The sequence below is a fragment of the Candidatus Formimonas warabiya genome, from assembly GCF_002777255.1.
In the GTDB taxonomy this organism is placed as follows: Bacteria; Bacillota; Dehalobacteriia; order Dehalobacteriales; family Dehalobacteriaceae; genus Formimonas; species Formimonas warabiya.
The window spans coordinates 2,953,009-2,970,562 of record NZ_CP017634.1 but is presented as its reverse complement, the minus strand read 5'-3'; the positions used below and the strand labels follow the sequence as shown (position 1 = coordinate 2,970,562).

Here is a 17,554-nt window from a genome sequence, read left to right as displayed (position 1 = left end):
CAGAGACATTTAATAAGTATAATGCTCCTTGGAAGGAAAAAACTGTATTTTATACTTTTTTGAGAACCAGATGGTACCTGGAGTGATAGTTTCCCGTTAGCACGTTTTCATTTCGAATCAAATTCATTTCAACAATGGAAAAACAGTTATCTATTAGTTCTAATATTTTACTGTAGTTATAGTACATTTGAACAGTACCTTTTTCATGTTGTGTTTTTACAATTTCTTCTCCTGCGAATTCTCTTGCATGATTTGAATCATCGCCCGAAACAAGGTCCAGATAAAACAAACTATTTTCTTTTAAGATACGAGCAATTTCCTTGATGGCCCTTTTTGCCACATCGAAATACATACTGTCAAGTACACCGTGACTAATGGCATAGTGAAAATACTCACTTTCCCAAGGAATATTTTGGATATCTCCTCGACGGATGTGATTTTCATAGTTCGGAAGATCTAGATCGGAAGTCCATTTGTGAGCAGTTTTTATAGCCTCATGAGAAAGGTCAATTCCATAAGGATCCAACCCTATTTGAAAACAATAAATAATATGTCTACCAATTCCACATCCAACATCTAATATTTTTGGAATCGTGTTGTGAGTATGTATAGTTTGAAATTGATTTAGTCCTGTTCGTTTAACGATATATCTTGAAACAAAACGGATTACCTCTTCGTGGGGATAAAAAACAAAATTATCATGATTTAAATACGATTTCTCCCATTCCTCTTTATGGGTATCCACTTTAAGTCCTCCTTTTAAACAAAATATACAAGTTCTTGCTCTGCTAAGAGATTAAGCAAGCAAAGTATTTTGGAATATTATATCAAAGTTTTAAGGGAAATTAAAGAAATTGTAGCACAATCTAGCGATCAATAATACGTTCTATTATCAAAGAGAAATTAGGATTATCAAACGGTAACAGCGGCAGCTCAGTAGCCCCTAAATAGGGTGGAGGACATGCAAACAGAAACAAATTTTGTGAGGAAAGAAAAGTATGATGAATATTGATATTGATAAAGGGTTTGATCGAATTAATGATTTTATTCAGAATGGTAAAATATATGAAGCATGTGCAGAATTCCAAAATCTAATAAAGATTGCAGACACAGAAAAAGATAAAGAGCATTTGGCTATCTTTTATTATGAGTATGCAATCTTATTGTTCCACAATAAATCATATGAAGAAAGCGTAAAGATGCTTATTGCTGCCTATGATCTGGATTATATGAAGGATCAAATATTGGAGATGATTTATGATTGCTTTATTGATCCCAATAAAGAAGAATTTGAAGACACTTATAAAATAAATTTGCAGGCATTTGATTCAAACTATTTTGGTGAAAAAATTGTATTTAAGGATTTACTGCTGGATTTCATTCCTGTCACGGATAATCGATATTTTGTCTTTGATAAAGAAGAAAATTCTTTTAAAGGCCTGTTAGATATAACAGATATAAAAGAAGGAACAAAACAATATGTAGTTGAAAACTTACAGGATGAATTCTCAGATTTTTTATTTGTGGATATATGGGATGTTAGGAAATTAAATCAATATAAGCAGTCGCTTCAAGGTTATGGGATCTATTGTCTCATGAATTACCCGGGAAAAATGCTGGCATTTCTGAAAATACCCAGTATTATAAGCTTTTTTTCGGACATGATTGTGTTTGGTTCAGATGAAAAATTGTATCATTATTTTTATAATCGTAAAGAGGTATATTTGCCGCGAAATATTGCAGGGCTAGATCAATCCAGACGGGCAGAAATAAATGAACTGATAGACAAAATACATCAATACCGGCTAACGCCGGAAGGCAGGACCGATAGCAATGTTTTGCTGAGTATCTGCATACCCTCGTATAACAGAGGACACCGGGCATTAGAGAGCGTTTACAGCCTACAGAATATGAAATAATATGATGCTGAAATAGAAATCTTGGTTTCTGACAATTGTTCGGACAGAGGAAAGGAAGAATATCAAACTATATCAAAAATTGAGGATTCCCGCATCACATATGTCAGGCAGGAAAGAAATATTGGATATATTGGCAATATACCTTATGTCTTAAAAAAAAGTAAAGGAAAATTTGTGCTGATAGTAAGTGATGAAGATACGGTTGTTTTAAAACATCTGGCATATTATTTGAAGAAGTTGAAAGACGCAGATGACTTAGCAATCATCAGAAGTGCTACTACTTTTCAGTACAGAGGGCTCCAACCGGAGGTATTTGCCGCCGGGAAAGAGGCTGTTTCAGGTTTTATGCTGAGCAATAATTATATATCGGGGATTATTTATAACACTGAAATGATGAATCAATACAAGATATTTGAAAAGGCAGAAAAATACAAAGACAATATTGCGTATAGATACTATGTGCACATGGTTTTTGATCTATTGATTTCGTTCCACGGAAAAGTCATAGAAGATGACAGGCTTCTTATTAGTGAAGGGACGGCAGATCCTCATGGGGGTATTACCGATGAGGATAAGAATGAAAATGAGAAATTGAATTTATTAAATTATGCTACATACGAAAGCAGATTGCAGCAGCATGCTGCATGGGCGGAAATCTTCAGAGACGTATCAGCAGGAGACAATAGTTTAATGCGCATAATGTATTTTAAGCTATGCTGGAAAACAATATTTCTCATTTCTCTTGTAAAACAAAAATATATCAGCAAAGGCTTTGATTTCAATGAAATCTGCGAAAAGTGCCATATAGAATTCATCAGAAACTTTAAAAAGCTTTTTGATAAAATCGATTATGCGGAAAAGGAACGAGATAAGCTTAGAATTAAAGCATTAGTGAATAAGTACAGAGAAGAATAGGGGAGGTTTTATACGGATGAAAGTGGTATTATTGGCAGGCGGCTTTGGAACACGCATTTCTGAAGAAAGTTATTTAAAACCGAAACCTATGATTGAAATCGGAGATAGACCGATCCTGTGGCATATTATGAAGCTATATTCACACTATGGATATAATGATTTTATTATTTGCGTAGGATATAAAGGATACATTATTAAAGAATTCTTTGCGGACTACTTCCTTCATATGTCGGATGTTACCTTTGACCTAAAAAATAATATTATGAAGATTCACTGCAATCATTCGGAACCCTGGACGGTAACTCTTGTTGATACGGGTTTGGATACTATGACGGGAGGCAGGCTCAAACGCATTAAAGATTATGTTTCTGATGAATCATTTTTATTGACCTACGGAGACGGTGTTTGCAATGTGAATGTAAATGAATTGGTTGAATTCCATAAAGCTCATGGCAAAATGGTGACGCTGACGGCCATTCAGCCGGAAGGCCGCTTCGGTATGCTTCATATTAGCGATGAGAATTCTATCGACAGATTTAAGGAAAAAATTAAAGAGGACAGTGGTTGGATCAATGGTGGATTTATGGTATGTCAACCTGAAATTATGGACTACATAGAGGGTGATGCTACCGTCCTTGAAAAAGAACCCATGGAAACAATTGCCCGAATGGGACAGTTAAAAGCCTATAAGCATGCGGGATTCTGGCAATGCATGGATACATTAAGAGATAAAAATCTTCTTGACGAACTTTGGAAAAGCGGGGAGGCCCCATGGAAGGTCTGGGAATAAAGACCGGTCACCGGGGAAGGAAATTGCCTATGCTGGACATGACATTTTTTAAAGACAAGAGAATATTTGTTACAGGGCACACTGGATTCAAAGGCACGTGGCTTTGCAAAATGCTCATAAACGCAGAAGCAAATGTAACAGGATACGCTCTTAATCCATCCACCAATCCCAGCCTGTTTGAAATTAGTGGCATTGGAACTCAGATAAACTCGGTAATCGGGGATATTAGAGATTTGGCTTCATTAGAGAAAGCTTTCGGGGAGGCTAAGCCTGAGATTGTCATCCATCTGGCTGCACAGCCTCTCGTCAGGGATTCCTACAAAGAACCTCATTATACCTATGAGACCAATGTGATGGGTACGGTAAATATTTTGGAGTGTGTGCGAAAGAGTGACAGCGTGAAATCTTTCCTCAACGTAACGACAGATAAGGTGTACCAGAACAACGAGTGGGAATGGGGCTACAGAGAGAATGAAACCCTGGATGGTTATGATCCGTATTCCAATAGCAAATCCTGTTCAGAGCTGGTTACCCACTGCTATAAAAATGCTTTCTTTGCGAACGGCAAGGTGGCTATCTCTACAGCGAGAGCGGGCAATGTCATCGGTGGCGGTGATTTTGCCAACGATAGAATAATCCCAGACTGTGTGAAAGCTGTTGAAAAGAAGACGCATATCATTGTGCGCAACCCCCACTCCACAAGACCCTATCAGCATGTGCTGGAGCCGCTCTATGTGTATCTGCTGATTTTGCAGCGGCAATATGAAAACGGTAAATATGCCGGCTATTACAATGTGGGACCGGATGAGTGCGACTGTGTAACGACAGGTAGATTAACAGACTTGTTTTGCAAGATCTGGGGTGATGGGTTGACCTGGATTAACAAATACGATGGCGGTCCTCATGAGGCCAACTTCTTAAAGCTGGATTGTTCGAAGATAAAGAGCATGTTTGGATGGCAGGCCAGCTGGCATATTGAAGAGGCTATAGAAAAGACAATTGAATGGACAAGAGTATATTTTGATGGGGGTAATGTGCCGATGATAATGGATAGGCAGATAGAAGAGTTTTTATACAGAAAAGAACGATGGGAAAAATAGATAGAAAAGGAATGAGTGTTCATGTTTGACAACATGACGGAACAGCAAGCAAAAGAAATGATATTGGCTTTGGTGGGTGAGTATTGCGATACATATCACAATCAAAAAAAATACAAGGAAAGTGACAGAATTCCTTATGCCTCAAGGGTATATAATCATAGTGAAATGATCCAGCTAGTGGATGCCGCTTTGGAGTTTTGGTTAACGGCTGGGCGATATGCAGACCAATTTGAAAAGGAATTTGCAGAGTATCTTGGCATAAGGTTTTGCAGCCTGGTGAATTCCGGCTCATCTGCTAACCTAATCGCTTTTATGGCGTTGACTTCGCCTTTGTTAGGCAACAGGAGAGTTCAGCGTGGTGATGAGGTGATTACGGTCGCCGCGGGATTTCCGACTACAGTGGCGCCAGTAATTCAATACGGGGCAGTGCCGGTATTGGTAGACGTGACAATTCCTCAATACAATATTGATGTGTCCATGCTGGAAGCGGCCATATCAGAGAAAACAAAGGCTGTAATGATAGCCCATACGCTCGGCAATCCATTTGATTTAGGAGCAGTAAAAGCTTTTTGTGACAAACACAACCTGTGGTTGGTGGAGGACAATTGCGATGCTCTGGGATCAAGATATACTATCAACGGTGTAGAGAAACTAACGGGTACCATCGGCGATATCGGTACTTCGAGCTTCTATCCGCCGCACCATATGACGATGGGTGAGGGAGGCGCAGTATATACGGACAATCCTCTGCTAAATAAAATCATCCGTTCTTTGAGGGATTGGGGGCGGGATTGCATCTGCCCGTCAGGTCAAGATAATATGTGCGGTCATCGTTTTGATAGGCAGCACGGGGAGCTACCCTTCGGGTATGACCATAAATATGTGTACTCCCATTTTGGTTATAACTTGAAAGCTACAGAGATGCAGGCAGCCATCGGCTGTGCCCAGCTGGGGAAGCTCCCGTCATTTGTGGAACGGCGCCGGCATAACTTTGACAGATTAAGAGCTGGACTCGAGGGATTAAGAGATAGGCTGATATTACCAGAGCCTTGTGTAAACTCCAAACCGAGCTGGTTCGGGTTCCTTATCACCTGTAGGAAAGGGATTGACCGCAACAAGGTGGTACAGTATCTGGAGTGCAAGGGCGTGCAGACCAGAATGCTTTTTGCCGGTAATCTCGTGAAGCATCCCTGTTTCGATGAAATGCGGAAGAGCGGAGAGGACTACCGAGTGGTCGGTGATTTGTCTAACACAAATCGCATTATGAATGATGCATTCTGGGTAGGTGTATATCCCGGCATGACTGATGAAATGATTGACTATATGTCTAAGATGATTGCTAACGTATGCAAACAGGTATAAAGCCTAATCGGGTGATATTTGGCAGGGATACATGATTGGTAAGTCTTTTGTGTGTGAGGGAGAAATAATGGCGGAAAAAGAAATGCATCCAAACGAACCGATAAAAAAAGCCATCATAACCGGGGCTACCGGATATATAGGCTTCCATCTGACCAGACGACTGTTGCAGTTGGGTTGGCAAGTCGCTGTAATCAAGAGACCAAGCAGCAGTATAGGGAAGCTGGAGAGGTATAAAGGCAATGTAGAATTCTTTGATTATAACTGCTCAACTGAGAGTTTGAAACAGGCAATGGATGTGTTCCGGCCGGATATTATCTTCCATTTGGCTTCTTGCGTGATAGCCAGACATAAGACCGAACAAATAGAGAACTTGATCAATTCCAATGTCTTATTTGGAACGCTGCTTTTAGAGGCTATGCACTTATCTGGAGTAGATAAGATAGTCAATGCGTCCACCGCATGGCAGACAGCAGGAGGGTGTGATTATAAACCGTTCTCATTATATGCAGCTACAAAACAGGCATTTGAGGACATTCTTCAGTTCTATTCCAATGTGTACGGTATCAAGTCAATATCTTTACGATTGCCGGACACTTACGGACCTGATGATAGTCGTTCTAAAATATTGAACTTGGTTCATAGGGCGGCTCAGAGCGGAGAACCACTCAAGATGTCTGCCGGGGAACAAGAAATGGACTTGCTTTACATCGATGATGTCTTGAACGGTTTTATCAAGGGGGCTGAATTGCTGCAGACCACGAGCGAGAAGTGTAGTATCTACTCCCTAAGCTCAAGGAATCCGATGCGCCTGCGCAAGATTGTGGAATTATATGAGGCGGTTAATGGGGTTTCGGTAAACATCGAGTGGGGCGCTTTACCTTATAGAGATAACGAAATTATGAAGGGTGCTGTACCGAATAATGTGTTGCCTTCGTGGAAAAGTAAGGTGACATTAGAAGACGGGTTGAGAAATTTGTCTTTATGTCAGGAAGATGTGAATTCCATATAAATTATAAAACGCCGCAGAGGAGACACACAAATTACCTAAAGCTGGGATTCAGTGTCTGAATTGATTGCCACCTTAAATACCCAAAATGTTCAAATTGAGTTTTGAGGATTTATGTGGTATAATTTTACATAATAGTAATTAAGAAAAAGAAAGCCAAACTTTAGTAATTGTTTGGATAAAAGCTGCCCATTATAAGTACATACCTGAAAGGGAGGGGTTCTTTTGGAAGAGGTACTTAATACACTAGTAGATAGGATAGTACGGACTGCAAACCCCGATAAAATTATTCTTTTTGGTTCTCGAAGTAAGGGGCTGGAAGGACCAAAAAGTGATTATGATCTTTTGGTACTCAAGATTGGGGTGAAAAACCGCCGATCTTTGACACATCAACTATACAGGACTCTAGCCGATATTCCTGTTGCAGTAGACATACTGGTAGATACACCTGAAAAAATAGAGCGGTACAAGAATACACCTGGGCTCGTGTATGCTGAAGCTGCAAGGGGGCGGGTGGTCTATGAGCGATGAATTGTGGTGTCTGTGGTTACAAAGAGCAAAAAGCAATCTTGCAAGAGCAGAATTTGGTAGGCCAGCACCGGATATTCTATATGAAGACCTTTGCTTTGATGCCCAGCAAGCATGTGAAAAATCCCTTAAAGCCTTAATGATATATTTCAATGTCGAAGTCCCTAGAACGCATTCTATCGGGTATATTCTAAAGTTGATTGACGAATCAGGAAAAGTCCATGTTCCCGAAATCCTTAAAGAAGCCGCTATTCTTACCGATTATGCTGTAACAACACGCTATCCAGGAGATTGGGAACCTATCAACGAGGATGAATACAAGCAGGCCGTTTCTCTTGCTCAAGAAGTATATAAGTGGGTTTTGTCTATTATTAAGTGAGATGGGAATAATACTCAATAAATATCAAATAATTACCCCGTATGGAAAATACGGGGTAATTATTTGATAGGTCACTTTTTGTCGGAAGATAATTTTTTTGTATTAGGTACTTTAAATTAAAAAAATTTATAAAATTCTTCTTTTTCCCCTAAAGTTCGACAAAAAACGACCGAATATTATAATATCCAAGGGAAACGAAAGGTGGAATATCAGGCAAAGTGATATTCAAAAAATGCCTAAGCCGGGCAGATCACATTTTGGAAAATTAAACAGAATTTGATGGATACCCCCATAAAACTACCTCTGAAAGCGAATAATATAAAATTAACAAACTTTTTGTATTATTAACGATTTATGTGTTGAAACATGGATAAGATTGACATATAATATAATAAATACGCTAGTAGGACTTTCCTAACCTATCAACAAAGGCAAACCGATGGAAACATTGGGGCGCAAAGCAATGGGTCTAAGGCAATGCTATGACTGCCATGCCGCTGATGAGGAGTTAAAGTGCTTTGGGGGGTATTTATTGTGTTTGAGTCAACCTTTGATGATACCATACTCCTTGCGGTACGAAACAAACTATCTCGGCAAAGATAGTTTGTTTTTCTTTTTTTTAGGTATACGTTAATTATGGGGGGGATAAATGATCGTATGAGTGGATTTTTTAATAATGACGTGATAAGCCTTACCTTGAAAGAGCTTGATGCAATCGCTTTGCGGCAAAAGACAATTGCTCAGAATGTGGCTAATGTCAATACTCCGGGCTATAAGAGATTGGAAATACGTTTTGAAGACAAGCTGGCACAAGTTTTGAAAAAGCTTGATGAGGGGAAATTGACTGATGCTGATATCGAAGACTTGGAACCGGAAGTTGTTCAAACGAAGGGCACCACTCAACGGCAGGATGGCAACAACGTCAATTTGGAAGTTGAGATGACCCAAATGTTAATTAATACAGTTTTATACAATACTTTAACCCAACAGCTGAGTTCCCAAATGGCCAATTTGAGAACTGCGATGAATGATGGGAGGTGATAGCTTATGAAAATATATCAGATTATGGCCATCAGCGCTTCCGCTTTAACGGCAGAAAAACTGAGGCTGGATACCATTGCAAACAATATTGCAAATATCAATACCACGAGAACACGCGAAGGAGGGCCTTTCCAACGAAAAATAGTGGTCTTTGAAGAAATGTTGGAAAAGCAATCACCAGAGGGAATAGGAAAGGAAGTCGGCCAGGGGGTCCGGGTAAAAGAGATTGTGGCGGATGATAAAACACCTTTTAAACTTGTCAAGGACCCGGCTCATCCTGATGCGGATCAAAATGGCAACGTCCTTTATCCCAATGTGGATTTGAGTACAGAAATGATCGATATGCTCACCTCTCTAAGGGCCTATCAATCTAATGTGGCCGTACTTAACACAACTCGAGCAATGGCTGAAAAGGCTTTGGAAATAAATCGCAGTTAAGGAGGAGATAAGAAATGGAAATCAGTGGAGTTGCCTCCCAACCCTTGTTCGGCATAAAAACGGAAGAAAAGAAAACCCCTTCTGTCACCGAGAGTTTTGCTGATGCGTTATCCCGGATGTTGAATCAAGTGGAACAGGACCAAGTAAATGCAGATCAATTATCGAGAAAGCTTTTAACCGGATCTGTGGAGGATATCCATCAAGTCACCTTTGCCATGGAGCAGGCAAGACTTTCTTTAGAGATGGCCGTAGAGGTTCGAAATAAACTGGTTGATGGATACCAGGAGATCATGCGGATGCAGGTATAAGTTTTTGGATGGAGGAAATTCCCAATGGGATTAAAAGATGTTTGGGAACGGTTAAAGAAAAGATGGCAAGGCCTAACAAACAGGCAAAAAGTATTGTCGGCGTTAACCGTTATTTTCCTTCTCACTTCTCTAGGCTTGGCACTGAATTGGGCCACAAAAGTAGATATGGCTCCTCTTTATTCGAATCTGGATGCAAAAGATGCCGCGGCTGTGGTGGAACAGCTGAAGGAATCTAAAATCCAGTATGCGTTGGCAGACCAGGGGACAACAGTCCTTGTTCCTAAAAAGGATTTATATGATTTGCGTTTGCAAATGGCCGCCAGTGGTATTGTCACAAGTGGAGATATGGGATGGGAACTTTTTGACGAGAGCAAACTGGGAATAACGGATTTTGACAGACAGTTAAATTTTCAAAGAGCATTACAGGAGGAGTTGCGCAGAACGATAGTGGGACTTGACGAAGTTGATCAAGCAAGGGTGCATTTGGTGTTACCGGAAAAAAGTGTCTTTGTCAACGAAGAGGTTCCCTCTTCGGCTTCCGTAGCTCTGAAGTTGAAACCGGGAAAAACATTAACTGAGGAACAGGTACGCGGCATTGTGCTTTTGATCGCCAACAGTGTGGAAGGTTTGAAGCCGGAAAACGTGAATGTGATTGACATGAAAGGAAACATTCTCTCAAACAACATGGAAGAAGAAAGCGGCACTAGTTTAACGGGAACGGCCCTTACCCAACACCAGTTGACACAAGCCTTTCAGCAGCAAATGGAAAGCCAGTTGCAGGATTTGTTGGACAAAATTTTTGGACCTGATAAGGCCATTTCAGTTATTAACGCAGATTTGGATTTTAGCCAACATGAAAGACGTTCTGTAACCCATGGGAATCAGGTGATTAAAAATGAATCCGGGGCTTCTGAAACAAGCGGCGGTGATTCCGCCGACGGCATCAATAGAGACGCGGCAAGCGGTGAAGCGGGTGTAGAAAGTAATATTCCTACATACGATGCCGTTGACGAACAAAATACCGATGAGGAGAATCCCAATGCGGGAAGTCGTTCAGAGGAATACTCCAGGACCTATGAAGTAGATACCACAGAAGATACCATTGTTTTTGCTCCCGGTGAAATAAATAAGTTATCTGTGGCAGTAGTTGTTGATGGACAACTTACTCCCGATAAGATCACAGAAGTGCAAAACCTGGTAAGCGCTGCAGTAGGCCTACAACCGGATCGGGGGGACCAGGTCACCGTTTCCAGCATGGCCTTTGATACGACGCAAAAGGATGAGCTGGAAAAGAGCTTTGCGGAAGAGGCCCAGCAGCAGCAGGAGGCGGAAAGACTTAGGAATGTCCAAAGACTTTGGGCGGGAATCGGTCTTGCCGTGCTGGTCTTATTAGTCTCCGCCGGGGTGATCTTCCGCATGAGAAGATCCCGGAAACGACAGCCTTTGGAAGTGGTGCTTGATCAGCCGGTTTCTGTCAGCCAGATTGATCAAGAAACAACCTTGACGGTGGATGTTTTAGAAAGAAAGAGACAACAGGACAAAGCGAAAAAATATCTGGATGAACAACCGGAACAGGCGGCCAATATTTTAAAAACTTGGCTAACATATGATGAGTAGGTGAGTAGACATGGGTGTCACGAAAGTTGCAGGAGTCAGGAAAATTGCCGTGGTACTAATGGCGATGGGCGCCGAAGCGTCTTCTCGTTTGCTGAAACAATATTTTAACGAAGATGAAATCGAAAAAATTACTTTTGAAATTTCTCGAATTGCCAATGTGTCCGAAAATATGCGCCATCAGATTATGAATGAATTTTTAGAATTGGCAGAAGCCCAGCGTTTTATGTTGAACGGAGGGATTAAGTATGCCCGGGAATTGCTGGAAAAAACGGTGGGAGGCCAAAGGGCCAAGGAAATTCTGAACCGGTTGATGGAAGTCAATAAAAAAGTGCCCTTTGGTGCCTTGAAAAAAGTTGACCCCAAGCGGTTAGTGAGCTTAATATCTGATGAACACCCTCAAACAGTAGCTTTGATTCTGGGCTATTTAGATCCTACTCAGGCGTCGGTGGTAATGTCTGCTTTGCCTGATGATATGAAAGCAGACATTGCCAAACGGATTGCTCTTTTAGAACAGGTTTCTCCAGAAGTAGTAGATGAGGTGGAAACGGTTATAGAAAGAAAATTATCCAATATTTACCAATCTGATTACAAAAAAGCAGGCGGTATTACTGCTTTGGTAGATATTCTAAACCGGGTAGACCGGGGCACCGAAAGATACATATTGAATGAGTTGGAGAATCAGGATAGCGATCTGGTGGAGGAAATCCGGCAGCGCTTAATCGTCTTTGAAGATATTATTACCTTGGATGACCTGTCGATCCAACGGGTACTGAAAGATGTGGATTATAAAGATTTGGCCCTGGCGTTGAAAGCAGCCAATGATTCAGTGGCAAAACGCATTTATAACAACCTGTCTCAACGGATTAGAGAAATGATTAAAGCGGAAATTGAGTTTATGGGTCCTGTACGGGTAAAAGAAGTTGAAGAGGCACAACAGAAGATCGTCAAGATTATAAGAAACCTTGAGGAGGCTGGGGAAATTGTCATTGCACGAGGTGGAGAAGGAGAAGAACTTTTCGTCTAGTCCAACGGTTGTCAAAAGTTGGACCATTGAAGAAGATGCCGGCCACTTTGTTCTAGCTGCGGAACAACCAGCTTTTGAGCACAATCCGGAGGGACTATTGGAGCAAGAGGTTAGTGACATCCTTGCGAAGGCGAAATTAGAAGCACAAAGTATTCTGGACAGTGCCTATCGGGATGGCTATCAACAAGGCCAAAAAAAGGGGCATCAGGAAGGTTATGCGGAGGGCTTTCGGAAAGGCGAAGAAGAAGGGCTGAAAAAAACGGAAGAGTCCTTCCGCCAGGCCCTGGAAGTACTCTATCACACGGAAAAATGGCGGAAAGAACGAATTTTTGAAATAGAGACGGAAATTAAGAGATTAGCAGTTTCCATATCAGAAAAAATTATTCATACCCAACTGACGCTGGATGATCATGTGATTATCCAAATTGCAAAAACAGCGCTGGATGCGTTGGTTAACCCTAAATTTATCAATGTCTATGTGAATCCGAAAGATGGGGACTGTTTGATGACAACGAAAAAGAAATTGTCGGAAGAACTAAAGGAAAACATACCCTTAAAAATTGTCAAAAACCCTGATTTGCCTCCCGGAAGCTGTTGGGTGGAAACAGATAAAGGAACACTGGATGCATCCGTAAATGCTCAGATTCTGGAATTAAGAAAAACTCTGGAAATTGCTTAGTGATCCTCCCAGGAAAGGGGACACACCTGTGGAAAATGCAGAAAAAAGTTTGGATTTAACCGCAATTTTTGAAACGGTTCAACAGGCTAATCTCCTTAAGCCTGTAGGAAAAGTAACGAAAGTAATAGGATTAACCATTGAAGCGGCGGGGATTCAACCTGCCATCGGTGATGTTTGTGAATTGTTCTCTCAAGAAGGAGGGAGCAGAACCTTAGCTGAAGTTTTGGGGTTCCGTAATGATACGACGATTTTGATGCCCTTAGGAGAATTAAAAGGAGTCCGGCCGGGCAGTAAAGTAGGCCCGACAGGAAAACCCTTGACGATCAAAATAAGTGATGATTTTTTGGGTCAGGTGCTGAATGGTTTGGGTGATTCCCTGGATGGATCAGAAATTTCCGGCCGGGAAATAAATGTGGATAATCGTCCGCCCAACCCTCTGCTAAGAAAACCGATCACGCGGTTATTTGAAACAGGAGTGAAAGTTATCGATTGTTTTCTCACCTGCGGGGAAGGACAGAGAATCGGCATATTTTCCGGAAGCGGGGTAGGGAAAAGCACTCTTTTAGGCATGATTGCCCGCTCCGGAGGGGCCGATGTGAATGTGATTGCTTTGGTGGGAGAAAGGGGACGGGAGGTAAAAGAATTTATTGATTATGATTTAGGACCGGAAGGGTTAAAAAAATCTATTGTGGTGGTAGCTACTTCAGACCAACCGGCTTTACTGCGGGTGAAAGCTGCCTTTGTCGCTACGGCGATCGCGGAATATTACCGGGATCTAGGTAAATCGGTGCTGCTCATGATGGACTCGGTAACCCGGTTTGCGATGGCCCAGCGGGAAATCGGACTGGCTGTCGGTGAGCCGCCTACGACACGGGGATACACCCCTTCGGTTTTTGCCTTGCTGCCTTCTCTGTTGGAAAGGGCAGGAAACAGTGAAAAGGGATCCATTACGGCTTTATATACCGTACTGGTGGAGGGTGATGATTTAAATGAACCTGTTGCCGACTCTGTACGGGGGATTTTGGACGGGCACATTGTTTTGACCCGGGAACTAGCCAACGCCAATCACTTTCCTGCTGTTGACGTGTTGCAGAGTGTGAGCAGGTTGATGACGCAAATTGTACCCCCTGAGGATAGGGACCTGGCGGCTAGAGTGAGAAATATCCTCACGAATTATAAAAAAGCGGAAGATCTGATTAAGATCGGTGCTTATGTACCGGGGTCAAATAAGCTTACTGATGAGGCCATCAAATATTTTGCCCCGTTAGAAGATTTTCTCCAGCAGAATTCAGAAGAGCACTTTCCCCGGGACACGGCTCTTGACATGCTGAGAAAAATACTGGAGGCTAAACACTAGTGAAGAAATTTTCTTTTTCGCTGCAGACCGTATTAAATGTGCGCATGATTGCAGAAGATCTGGCCAAGCAGGAGCTGGCAAAGACGCTGCAACAATTAGAGGATGAAAAGAAAAAACTAGTAGTTCTACGGGAGGAATGGGAGGCAGTTTGTGCCCTCCCTTTCAGAGATACCTTCAATGTGATGCACCAGCAGTATTATCGGGACTCGGTGATGAACAGCATTGAAGTTCAAAATCAAGCGGTCATTCAGAAACAAGAGGTTGTTAACCAGGTGCGGAAAAAAGCCCTGCATGCGGAAAGAGAGAGAAAAGTATTGGAAAAGCTGAAAGACGGGCAGGTAAAAGAGTATCAAAAACAGGTTTCGGCTGAGGAACAAAGATTTATTGATGAAGTTGCCGTATTAAGGTTTGCCCGAAATGGCATCAACAAATAGAACACGGGGTGAGACAAGATGGGTCTAAGTGAATGTTCAATTCAGAGCTCCAGATCGTCTGAGGGCATTAAATTAAAAAGCAGCACCGCCAAACAATCGGAAAAACCTGATGCAGAAGATTTTTTTGCCTTGTTTGATGCAGTCATGTTAGCCCAAACAGTAGCCGCACAAGGATCCGAAGGAACAAGTTCCCCCTTGGATAACGATTCTGTTCCGGCAGCACCGCTATCTGAAACCCTGGGATGGCAAGGGCAAATTTTATCGGCAAGGGAAAATACCAACAATTTTACTGGGGGCAATGGGGTACTGCCGGAAGTTGGAGGAGGAATGTCCGAGTCTTTACTTAAGATGCCTTTAAGTGGGGAGCATCCTGCTGAAGTGCAACTGCCCCCATTATCCCAGGAAAATACCTTGGCAATTCAGGAGAATATCAATCAGGAAAGTACTCTGGTGATTCAGGAGAATATTGATACGGCACCAATGCTCTCAACTGGTTCTGATGTAGCCAAAGAGACAGCACCGGGAATCGGTGCGGTAATGGGGAATCTGCCTGAGACAAAATTTCAGGACGTATGGAATGTGCAACCGGAACAAAAGCCGGTGGAACCTATAAAAACTGGATGGGATCCTGGGCAAGGACTTCAGGCAAAGGAAAGCATGCCGGTTTTCTGGGGAAATACAAGTAGAGAACAAATTGTCCTTATCGATCATGGCGTAACCCAAGAAATGGCACCGGAAATTACTGAGCCAACCCAAGGGAGTGACTTCTTTCAGAGGTCAAATGGGCAATTAAATGCCATTTTGCCGGATGGACCGGAGCAAGTGGCTGTGAAAGACCCGGGAGTCATCCAAGAGATGACCGGTAACATCCATCCATCAAAAGAAGGGGATCAGCAATTTCAGGGACAAAGTACGCAATTAAATGCCATTTTGCCGGATGGACCGGAACAAGTGGCGGTGAAAGATCCGGGAGCCATCCAAGAGATGACCGGTAACATCCATCCATCAAAAGAAGGGGAGCGGCAATTTCAGGGGCCGAATACCCCAGTAAATACCATTCTGCCGGATGGACCGGAGCAAGTGGTTGTAAAAGATCCGGGAGCCATCCAAGAGATGACCGGTAACATCCATCCATCAAAAGAAGGGGAGCGGCAATTTCAGGGGCTGAATACCCCAGTAAATACCATTTTGCCGGATGGACCGGAGGAAGTGGCTGTGAAAGACCCGGGAGTCATCCAAGAGATGACCGGTAACATCCATCCATCAAAAGAAGGGGAGCGGCAATTTCAGGGGCCAAACACCCTATTAAATATTATTTTGCCGGATGGAGCGGAACAAATGGTAGTGAAAGACCCGGGAGCCACCCAAAAGATGACTGGGAACATCAATCCATCAAAAGAAGGAAATGAGCAATTTCAGGGGCCAAACACCCTATTAAATATTATTTTGCCGGATGGAGCGGAACAAATGGTAGTGAAAGACCCGGGAGCCACCCAAAAGATGACTGGGAACATCAATCCATCAAAAGAAGGAAATGAGCAATTTCAGGGGCTGAATACCCCAGTTAATGCTATTCTGCCTGATACAGCAGATCCGGTTTTGACCAGTCCGCAACAAGAAAAAAGTCTGCTCGAGCCGGTTGAAACAGGCTTGGGGTCCGGTCAAAGGCAGCAGGGGCTCCTTCATGATCCGGAGGGAGGTAAAAACGTAACAAAAGAAATCGCCCAAATTGACGGTAATCACACGGTGGGACCTGCGTCCGAAAAGGTGATGCCTGTTGCGTCACAGGCCCCGGAAAAGATCGCTTTAGAAAAACTTCCCGATAAAATCATCCATATGTTGGAGCGAACGTCTCCAAACCAAAAGTCCCGGACGCTGGAATTGCAGTTGGAACCGGAGACATTGGGAAAGTTGAAAATTATGATCAATTGGTCCAAAGGGAAAATATCCGCCGAGTTTTTTGCAGAAACCGTTCAAGCAGCGAAGGCATTGGAACAGTGCGTAGAAGCATTGAGGCAGAATTTGTACCAGAGGAATATTGATGTTGCTGCTTTAAGTGTGGCTGTTTCCAACCAGACCGGAGGAACAGACCGGGGAAACAACGGATTTCAGACACCCAAAAGGGGCAAGGGGAATCTGAGCGGCGGTTCTGTTCAGCAAATCCAGGGGCAAGGGTCCGGCGAAGAAAAGAAATCTATTGATTTATCGATCAATTATTTAGTTTGAGAAAGGGGGTGTCATAATGTATATTACGGGCTTGTCTTCCATTGATTCATCAAATTCGAGTATGGTAAACAGTTCAGCGTTAGATAAAAATGCTTTTTTGCAATTGTTGGCTGCCCAACTACAGTATCAAGATCCTTCCAATCCCCAGGACAGCAGCGAGTGGATCGGGCAAATGACCAGTTTTGCCATTTTGGAACAATTACAGGGAATAAGCACCAGTTTATCTTATTTTTATGATGCCGAAAAACAATTTCAAGCAATCCAAATGTTGGGGAAAGAAGTAGCGGTCACGGATCCTGATGGAAATACCATCGAGGGAACAGTCCAGTCTTTAAGATTTTCTTCTGAGGGACCCATGGTTAAAATTAATAATGTGGAATATGCGTTAGGTCAGGTGCAGGAAATTAAATTGAGTGAAAGCCAAGATTAAT

The 17,554-nt window shown here is 42.4% G+C and carries 19 protein-coding genes and 1 riboswitch; of the genes, 18 read left to right on the top strand and 1 reads right to left on the bottom strand.

Features of this window, described 5'->3' with window-relative positions; translation table 11 throughout:
* Positions 1-49 precede the first annotated feature (49 nt).
* Positions 50-745, bottom strand: coding sequence for a class I SAM-dependent methyltransferase (locus tag DCMF_RS13710; RefSeq protein ID WP_148134938.1), 696 nt, complete (start codon positions 743-745; stop codon positions 50-52).
* A gap of 253 nt (positions 746-998) precedes the next feature.
* Here DCMF_RS13710 and DCMF_RS13705 point away from each other — a divergent pair, with 253 nt between their 5' ends.
* The 18 genes from DCMF_RS13705 (at position 999) to DCMF_RS13620 (ending at position 17,553) form a co-directional block, all read left to right on the top strand.
* Positions 999-1,919, top strand: coding sequence for a hypothetical protein (locus DCMF_RS13705; protein ID WP_148134937.1), 921 nt, complete (start codon positions 999-1,001; stop codon positions 1,917-1,919).
* 21 nt (positions 1,920-1,940) lie between these two features.
* Positions 1,941-2,834, top strand: a complete 894-nt coding sequence (locus tag DCMF_RS13700; protein WP_214659336.1) for a glycosyltransferase — start codon at positions 1,941-1,943, stop codon at positions 2,832-2,834.
* 16 nt (positions 2,835-2,850) lie between these two features.
* The gene (gene rfbF / locus DCMF_RS13695; protein WP_148134935.1) at positions 2,851-3,624 is read left to right on the top strand and encodes a glucose-1-phosphate cytidylyltransferase; all 774 of its coding nucleotides are present in this window, start codon (positions 2,851-2,853) and stop codon (positions 3,622-3,624) included.
* A 29-nt stretch (positions 3,625-3,653) separates the two neighbouring features.
* The gene (gene rfbG / locus DCMF_RS13690) at positions 3,654-4,724 is read left to right on the top strand and encodes a CDP-glucose 4,6-dehydratase (protein WP_148137903.1); all 1,071 of its coding nucleotides are present in this window, start codon (positions 3,654-3,656) and stop codon (positions 4,722-4,724) included.
* Between the two features lie 21 nt (positions 4,725-4,745).
* On the top strand, positions 4,746-6,086 hold the full coding sequence (gene rfbH / locus DCMF_RS13685) for a lipopolysaccharide biosynthesis protein RfbH (protein WP_148134934.1): 1,341 nt from the start codon (positions 4,746-4,748) through the stop codon (positions 6,084-6,086).
* 67 nt (positions 6,087-6,153) lie between these two features.
* Positions 6,154-7,095, top strand: a complete 942-nt coding sequence (locus DCMF_RS13680) for an NAD-dependent epimerase/dehydratase family protein (protein ID WP_214659335.1) — start codon at positions 6,154-6,156, stop codon at positions 7,093-7,095.
* A gap of 222 nt (positions 7,096-7,317) precedes the next feature.
* A complete protein-coding gene (locus DCMF_RS13675; RefSeq protein ID WP_148134932.1) occupies positions 7,318-7,623 on the top strand; it encodes a nucleotidyltransferase domain-containing protein in 306 nt (101 codons plus the stop codon).
* The gene (locus DCMF_RS13670; RefSeq protein ID WP_148134931.1) at positions 7,613-7,999 is read left to right on the top strand and encodes a HEPN domain-containing protein; all 387 of its coding nucleotides are present in this window, start codon (positions 7,613-7,615) and stop codon (positions 7,997-7,999) included. The genes DCMF_RS13675 and DCMF_RS13670 overlap by 11 nt, the downstream gene beginning before the upstream one ends.
* 420 nt (positions 8,000-8,419) lie before the next feature.
* Positions 8,420-8,501, top strand: a riboswitch (cyclic di-GMP riboswitch).
* A 155-nt stretch (positions 8,502-8,656) separates the two neighbouring features.
* The gene (gene flgB / locus DCMF_RS13665; RefSeq protein WP_214659334.1) at positions 8,657-9,040 is read left to right on the top strand and encodes a flagellar basal body rod protein FlgB; all 384 of its coding nucleotides are present in this window, start codon (positions 8,657-8,659) and stop codon (positions 9,038-9,040) included.
* 6 nt (positions 9,041-9,046) lie between these two features.
* Complete coding sequence (flgC, locus tag DCMF_RS13660) at positions 9,047-9,478, top strand: flagellar basal body rod protein FlgC (RefSeq protein ID WP_148134929.1); 432 nt, start codon at positions 9,047-9,049, stop codon at positions 9,476-9,478.
* Between the two features lie 14 nt (positions 9,479-9,492).
* Positions 9,493-9,786 carry a flagellar hook-basal body complex protein FliE gene (fliE, locus tag DCMF_RS13655; RefSeq protein WP_148134928.1) on the top strand — a complete coding sequence of 98 codons (294 nt, stop codon included), beginning with the start codon at positions 9,493-9,495 and terminating at the stop codon, positions 9,784-9,786.
* 24 nt (positions 9,787-9,810) lie between these two features.
* Positions 9,811-11,403: a flagellar basal-body MS-ring/collar protein FliF gene (gene fliF / locus DCMF_RS13650; RefSeq protein ID WP_148134927.1), complete on the top strand. Its 1,593-nt coding sequence runs from the start codon at positions 9,811-9,813 to the stop codon at positions 11,401-11,403.
* Between the two features lie 10 nt (positions 11,404-11,413).
* A complete protein-coding gene (gene fliG, locus DCMF_RS13645) occupies positions 11,414-12,427 on the top strand; it encodes a flagellar motor switch protein FliG (RefSeq protein WP_148134926.1) in 1,014 nt (337 codons plus the stop codon).
* On the top strand, positions 12,384-13,106 hold the full coding sequence (locus tag DCMF_RS13640; protein ID WP_214659333.1) for a FliH/SctL family protein: 723 nt from the start codon (positions 12,384-12,386) through the stop codon (positions 13,104-13,106). Before fliG ends, DCMF_RS13640 begins: the two co-directional genes overlap by 44 nt.
* Positions 13,107-13,134: 28 nt before the next feature.
* A complete protein-coding gene (fliI, locus tag DCMF_RS13635) occupies positions 13,135-14,463 on the top strand; it encodes a flagellar protein export ATPase FliI (RefSeq protein ID WP_148134924.1) in 1,329 nt (442 codons plus the stop codon).
* The gene (gene fliJ / locus DCMF_RS13630) at positions 14,463-14,897 is read left to right on the top strand and encodes a flagellar export protein FliJ (protein ID WP_148134923.1); all 435 of its coding nucleotides are present in this window, start codon (positions 14,463-14,465) and stop codon (positions 14,895-14,897) included. The genes fliI and fliJ overlap by 1 nt, the downstream gene beginning before the upstream one ends.
* Before the next feature lie 18 nt (positions 14,898-14,915).
* The gene (locus DCMF_RS13625; RefSeq protein WP_148134922.1) at positions 14,916-17,123 is read left to right on the top strand and encodes a flagellar hook-length control protein FliK; all 2,208 of its coding nucleotides are present in this window, start codon (positions 14,916-14,918) and stop codon (positions 17,121-17,123) included.
* A gap of 16 nt (positions 17,124-17,139) precedes the next feature.
* Positions 17,140-17,553, top strand: a complete 414-nt coding sequence (locus DCMF_RS13620) for a flagellar hook capping FlgD N-terminal domain-containing protein (protein ID WP_148134921.1) — start codon at positions 17,140-17,142, stop codon at positions 17,551-17,553.
* The last annotated feature ends 1 nt before the right edge of the window (position 17,554 follow it).

What these genes read in the sequence shown, in the direction of transcription:
- DCMF_RS13680 (WP_214659335.1), top strand. Translation starts at nt 6,154, where the DNA reads ATGGCGGAAAAAGAAATGCATCCAAACGAACCGATAAAAAAAGCCATC.
- DCMF_RS13620 (WP_148134921.1), top strand. Translation starts at nt 17,140, where the DNA reads ATGTATATTACGGGCTTGTCTTCCATTGATTCATCAAATTCGAGTATG.
- DCMF_RS13705 (WP_148134937.1), top strand. Translation starts at nt 999, where the DNA reads ATGATGAATATTGATATTGATAAAGGGTTTGATCGAATTAATGATTTT.
- rfbH (WP_148134934.1), top strand. Translation starts at nt 4,746, where the DNA reads ATGTTTGACAACATGACGGAACAGCAAGCAAAAGAAATGATATTGGCT.
- DCMF_RS13625 (WP_148134922.1), top strand. Translation starts at nt 14,916, where the DNA reads ATGGGTCTAAGTGAATGTTCAATTCAGAGCTCCAGATCGTCTGAGGGC.
- fliF (WP_148134927.1), top strand. Translation starts at nt 9,811, where the DNA reads ATGGGATTAAAAGATGTTTGGGAACGGTTAAAGAAAAGATGGCAAGGC.
- flgB (WP_214659334.1), top strand. Translation starts at nt 8,657, where the DNA reads ATGAGTGGATTTTTTAATAATGACGTGATAAGCCTTACCTTGAAAGAG.
- rfbG (WP_148137903.1), top strand. Translation starts at nt 3,654, where the DNA reads ATGCTGGACATGACATTTTTTAAAGACAAGAGAATATTTGTTACAGGG.
- DCMF_RS13670 (WP_148134931.1), top strand. Translation starts at nt 7,613, where the DNA reads ATGAGCGATGAATTGTGGTGTCTGTGGTTACAAAGAGCAAAAAGCAAT.
- rfbF (WP_148134935.1), top strand. Translation starts at nt 2,851, where the DNA reads ATGAAAGTGGTATTATTGGCAGGCGGCTTTGGAACACGCATTTCTGAA.
- flgC (WP_148134929.1), top strand. Translation starts at nt 9,047, where the DNA reads ATGAAAATATATCAGATTATGGCCATCAGCGCTTCCGCTTTAACGGCA.
- fliE (WP_148134928.1), top strand. Translation starts at nt 9,493, where the DNA reads ATGGAAATCAGTGGAGTTGCCTCCCAACCCTTGTTCGGCATAAAAACG.
- fliG (WP_148134926.1), top strand. Translation starts at nt 11,414, where the DNA reads ATGGGTGTCACGAAAGTTGCAGGAGTCAGGAAAATTGCCGTGGTACTA.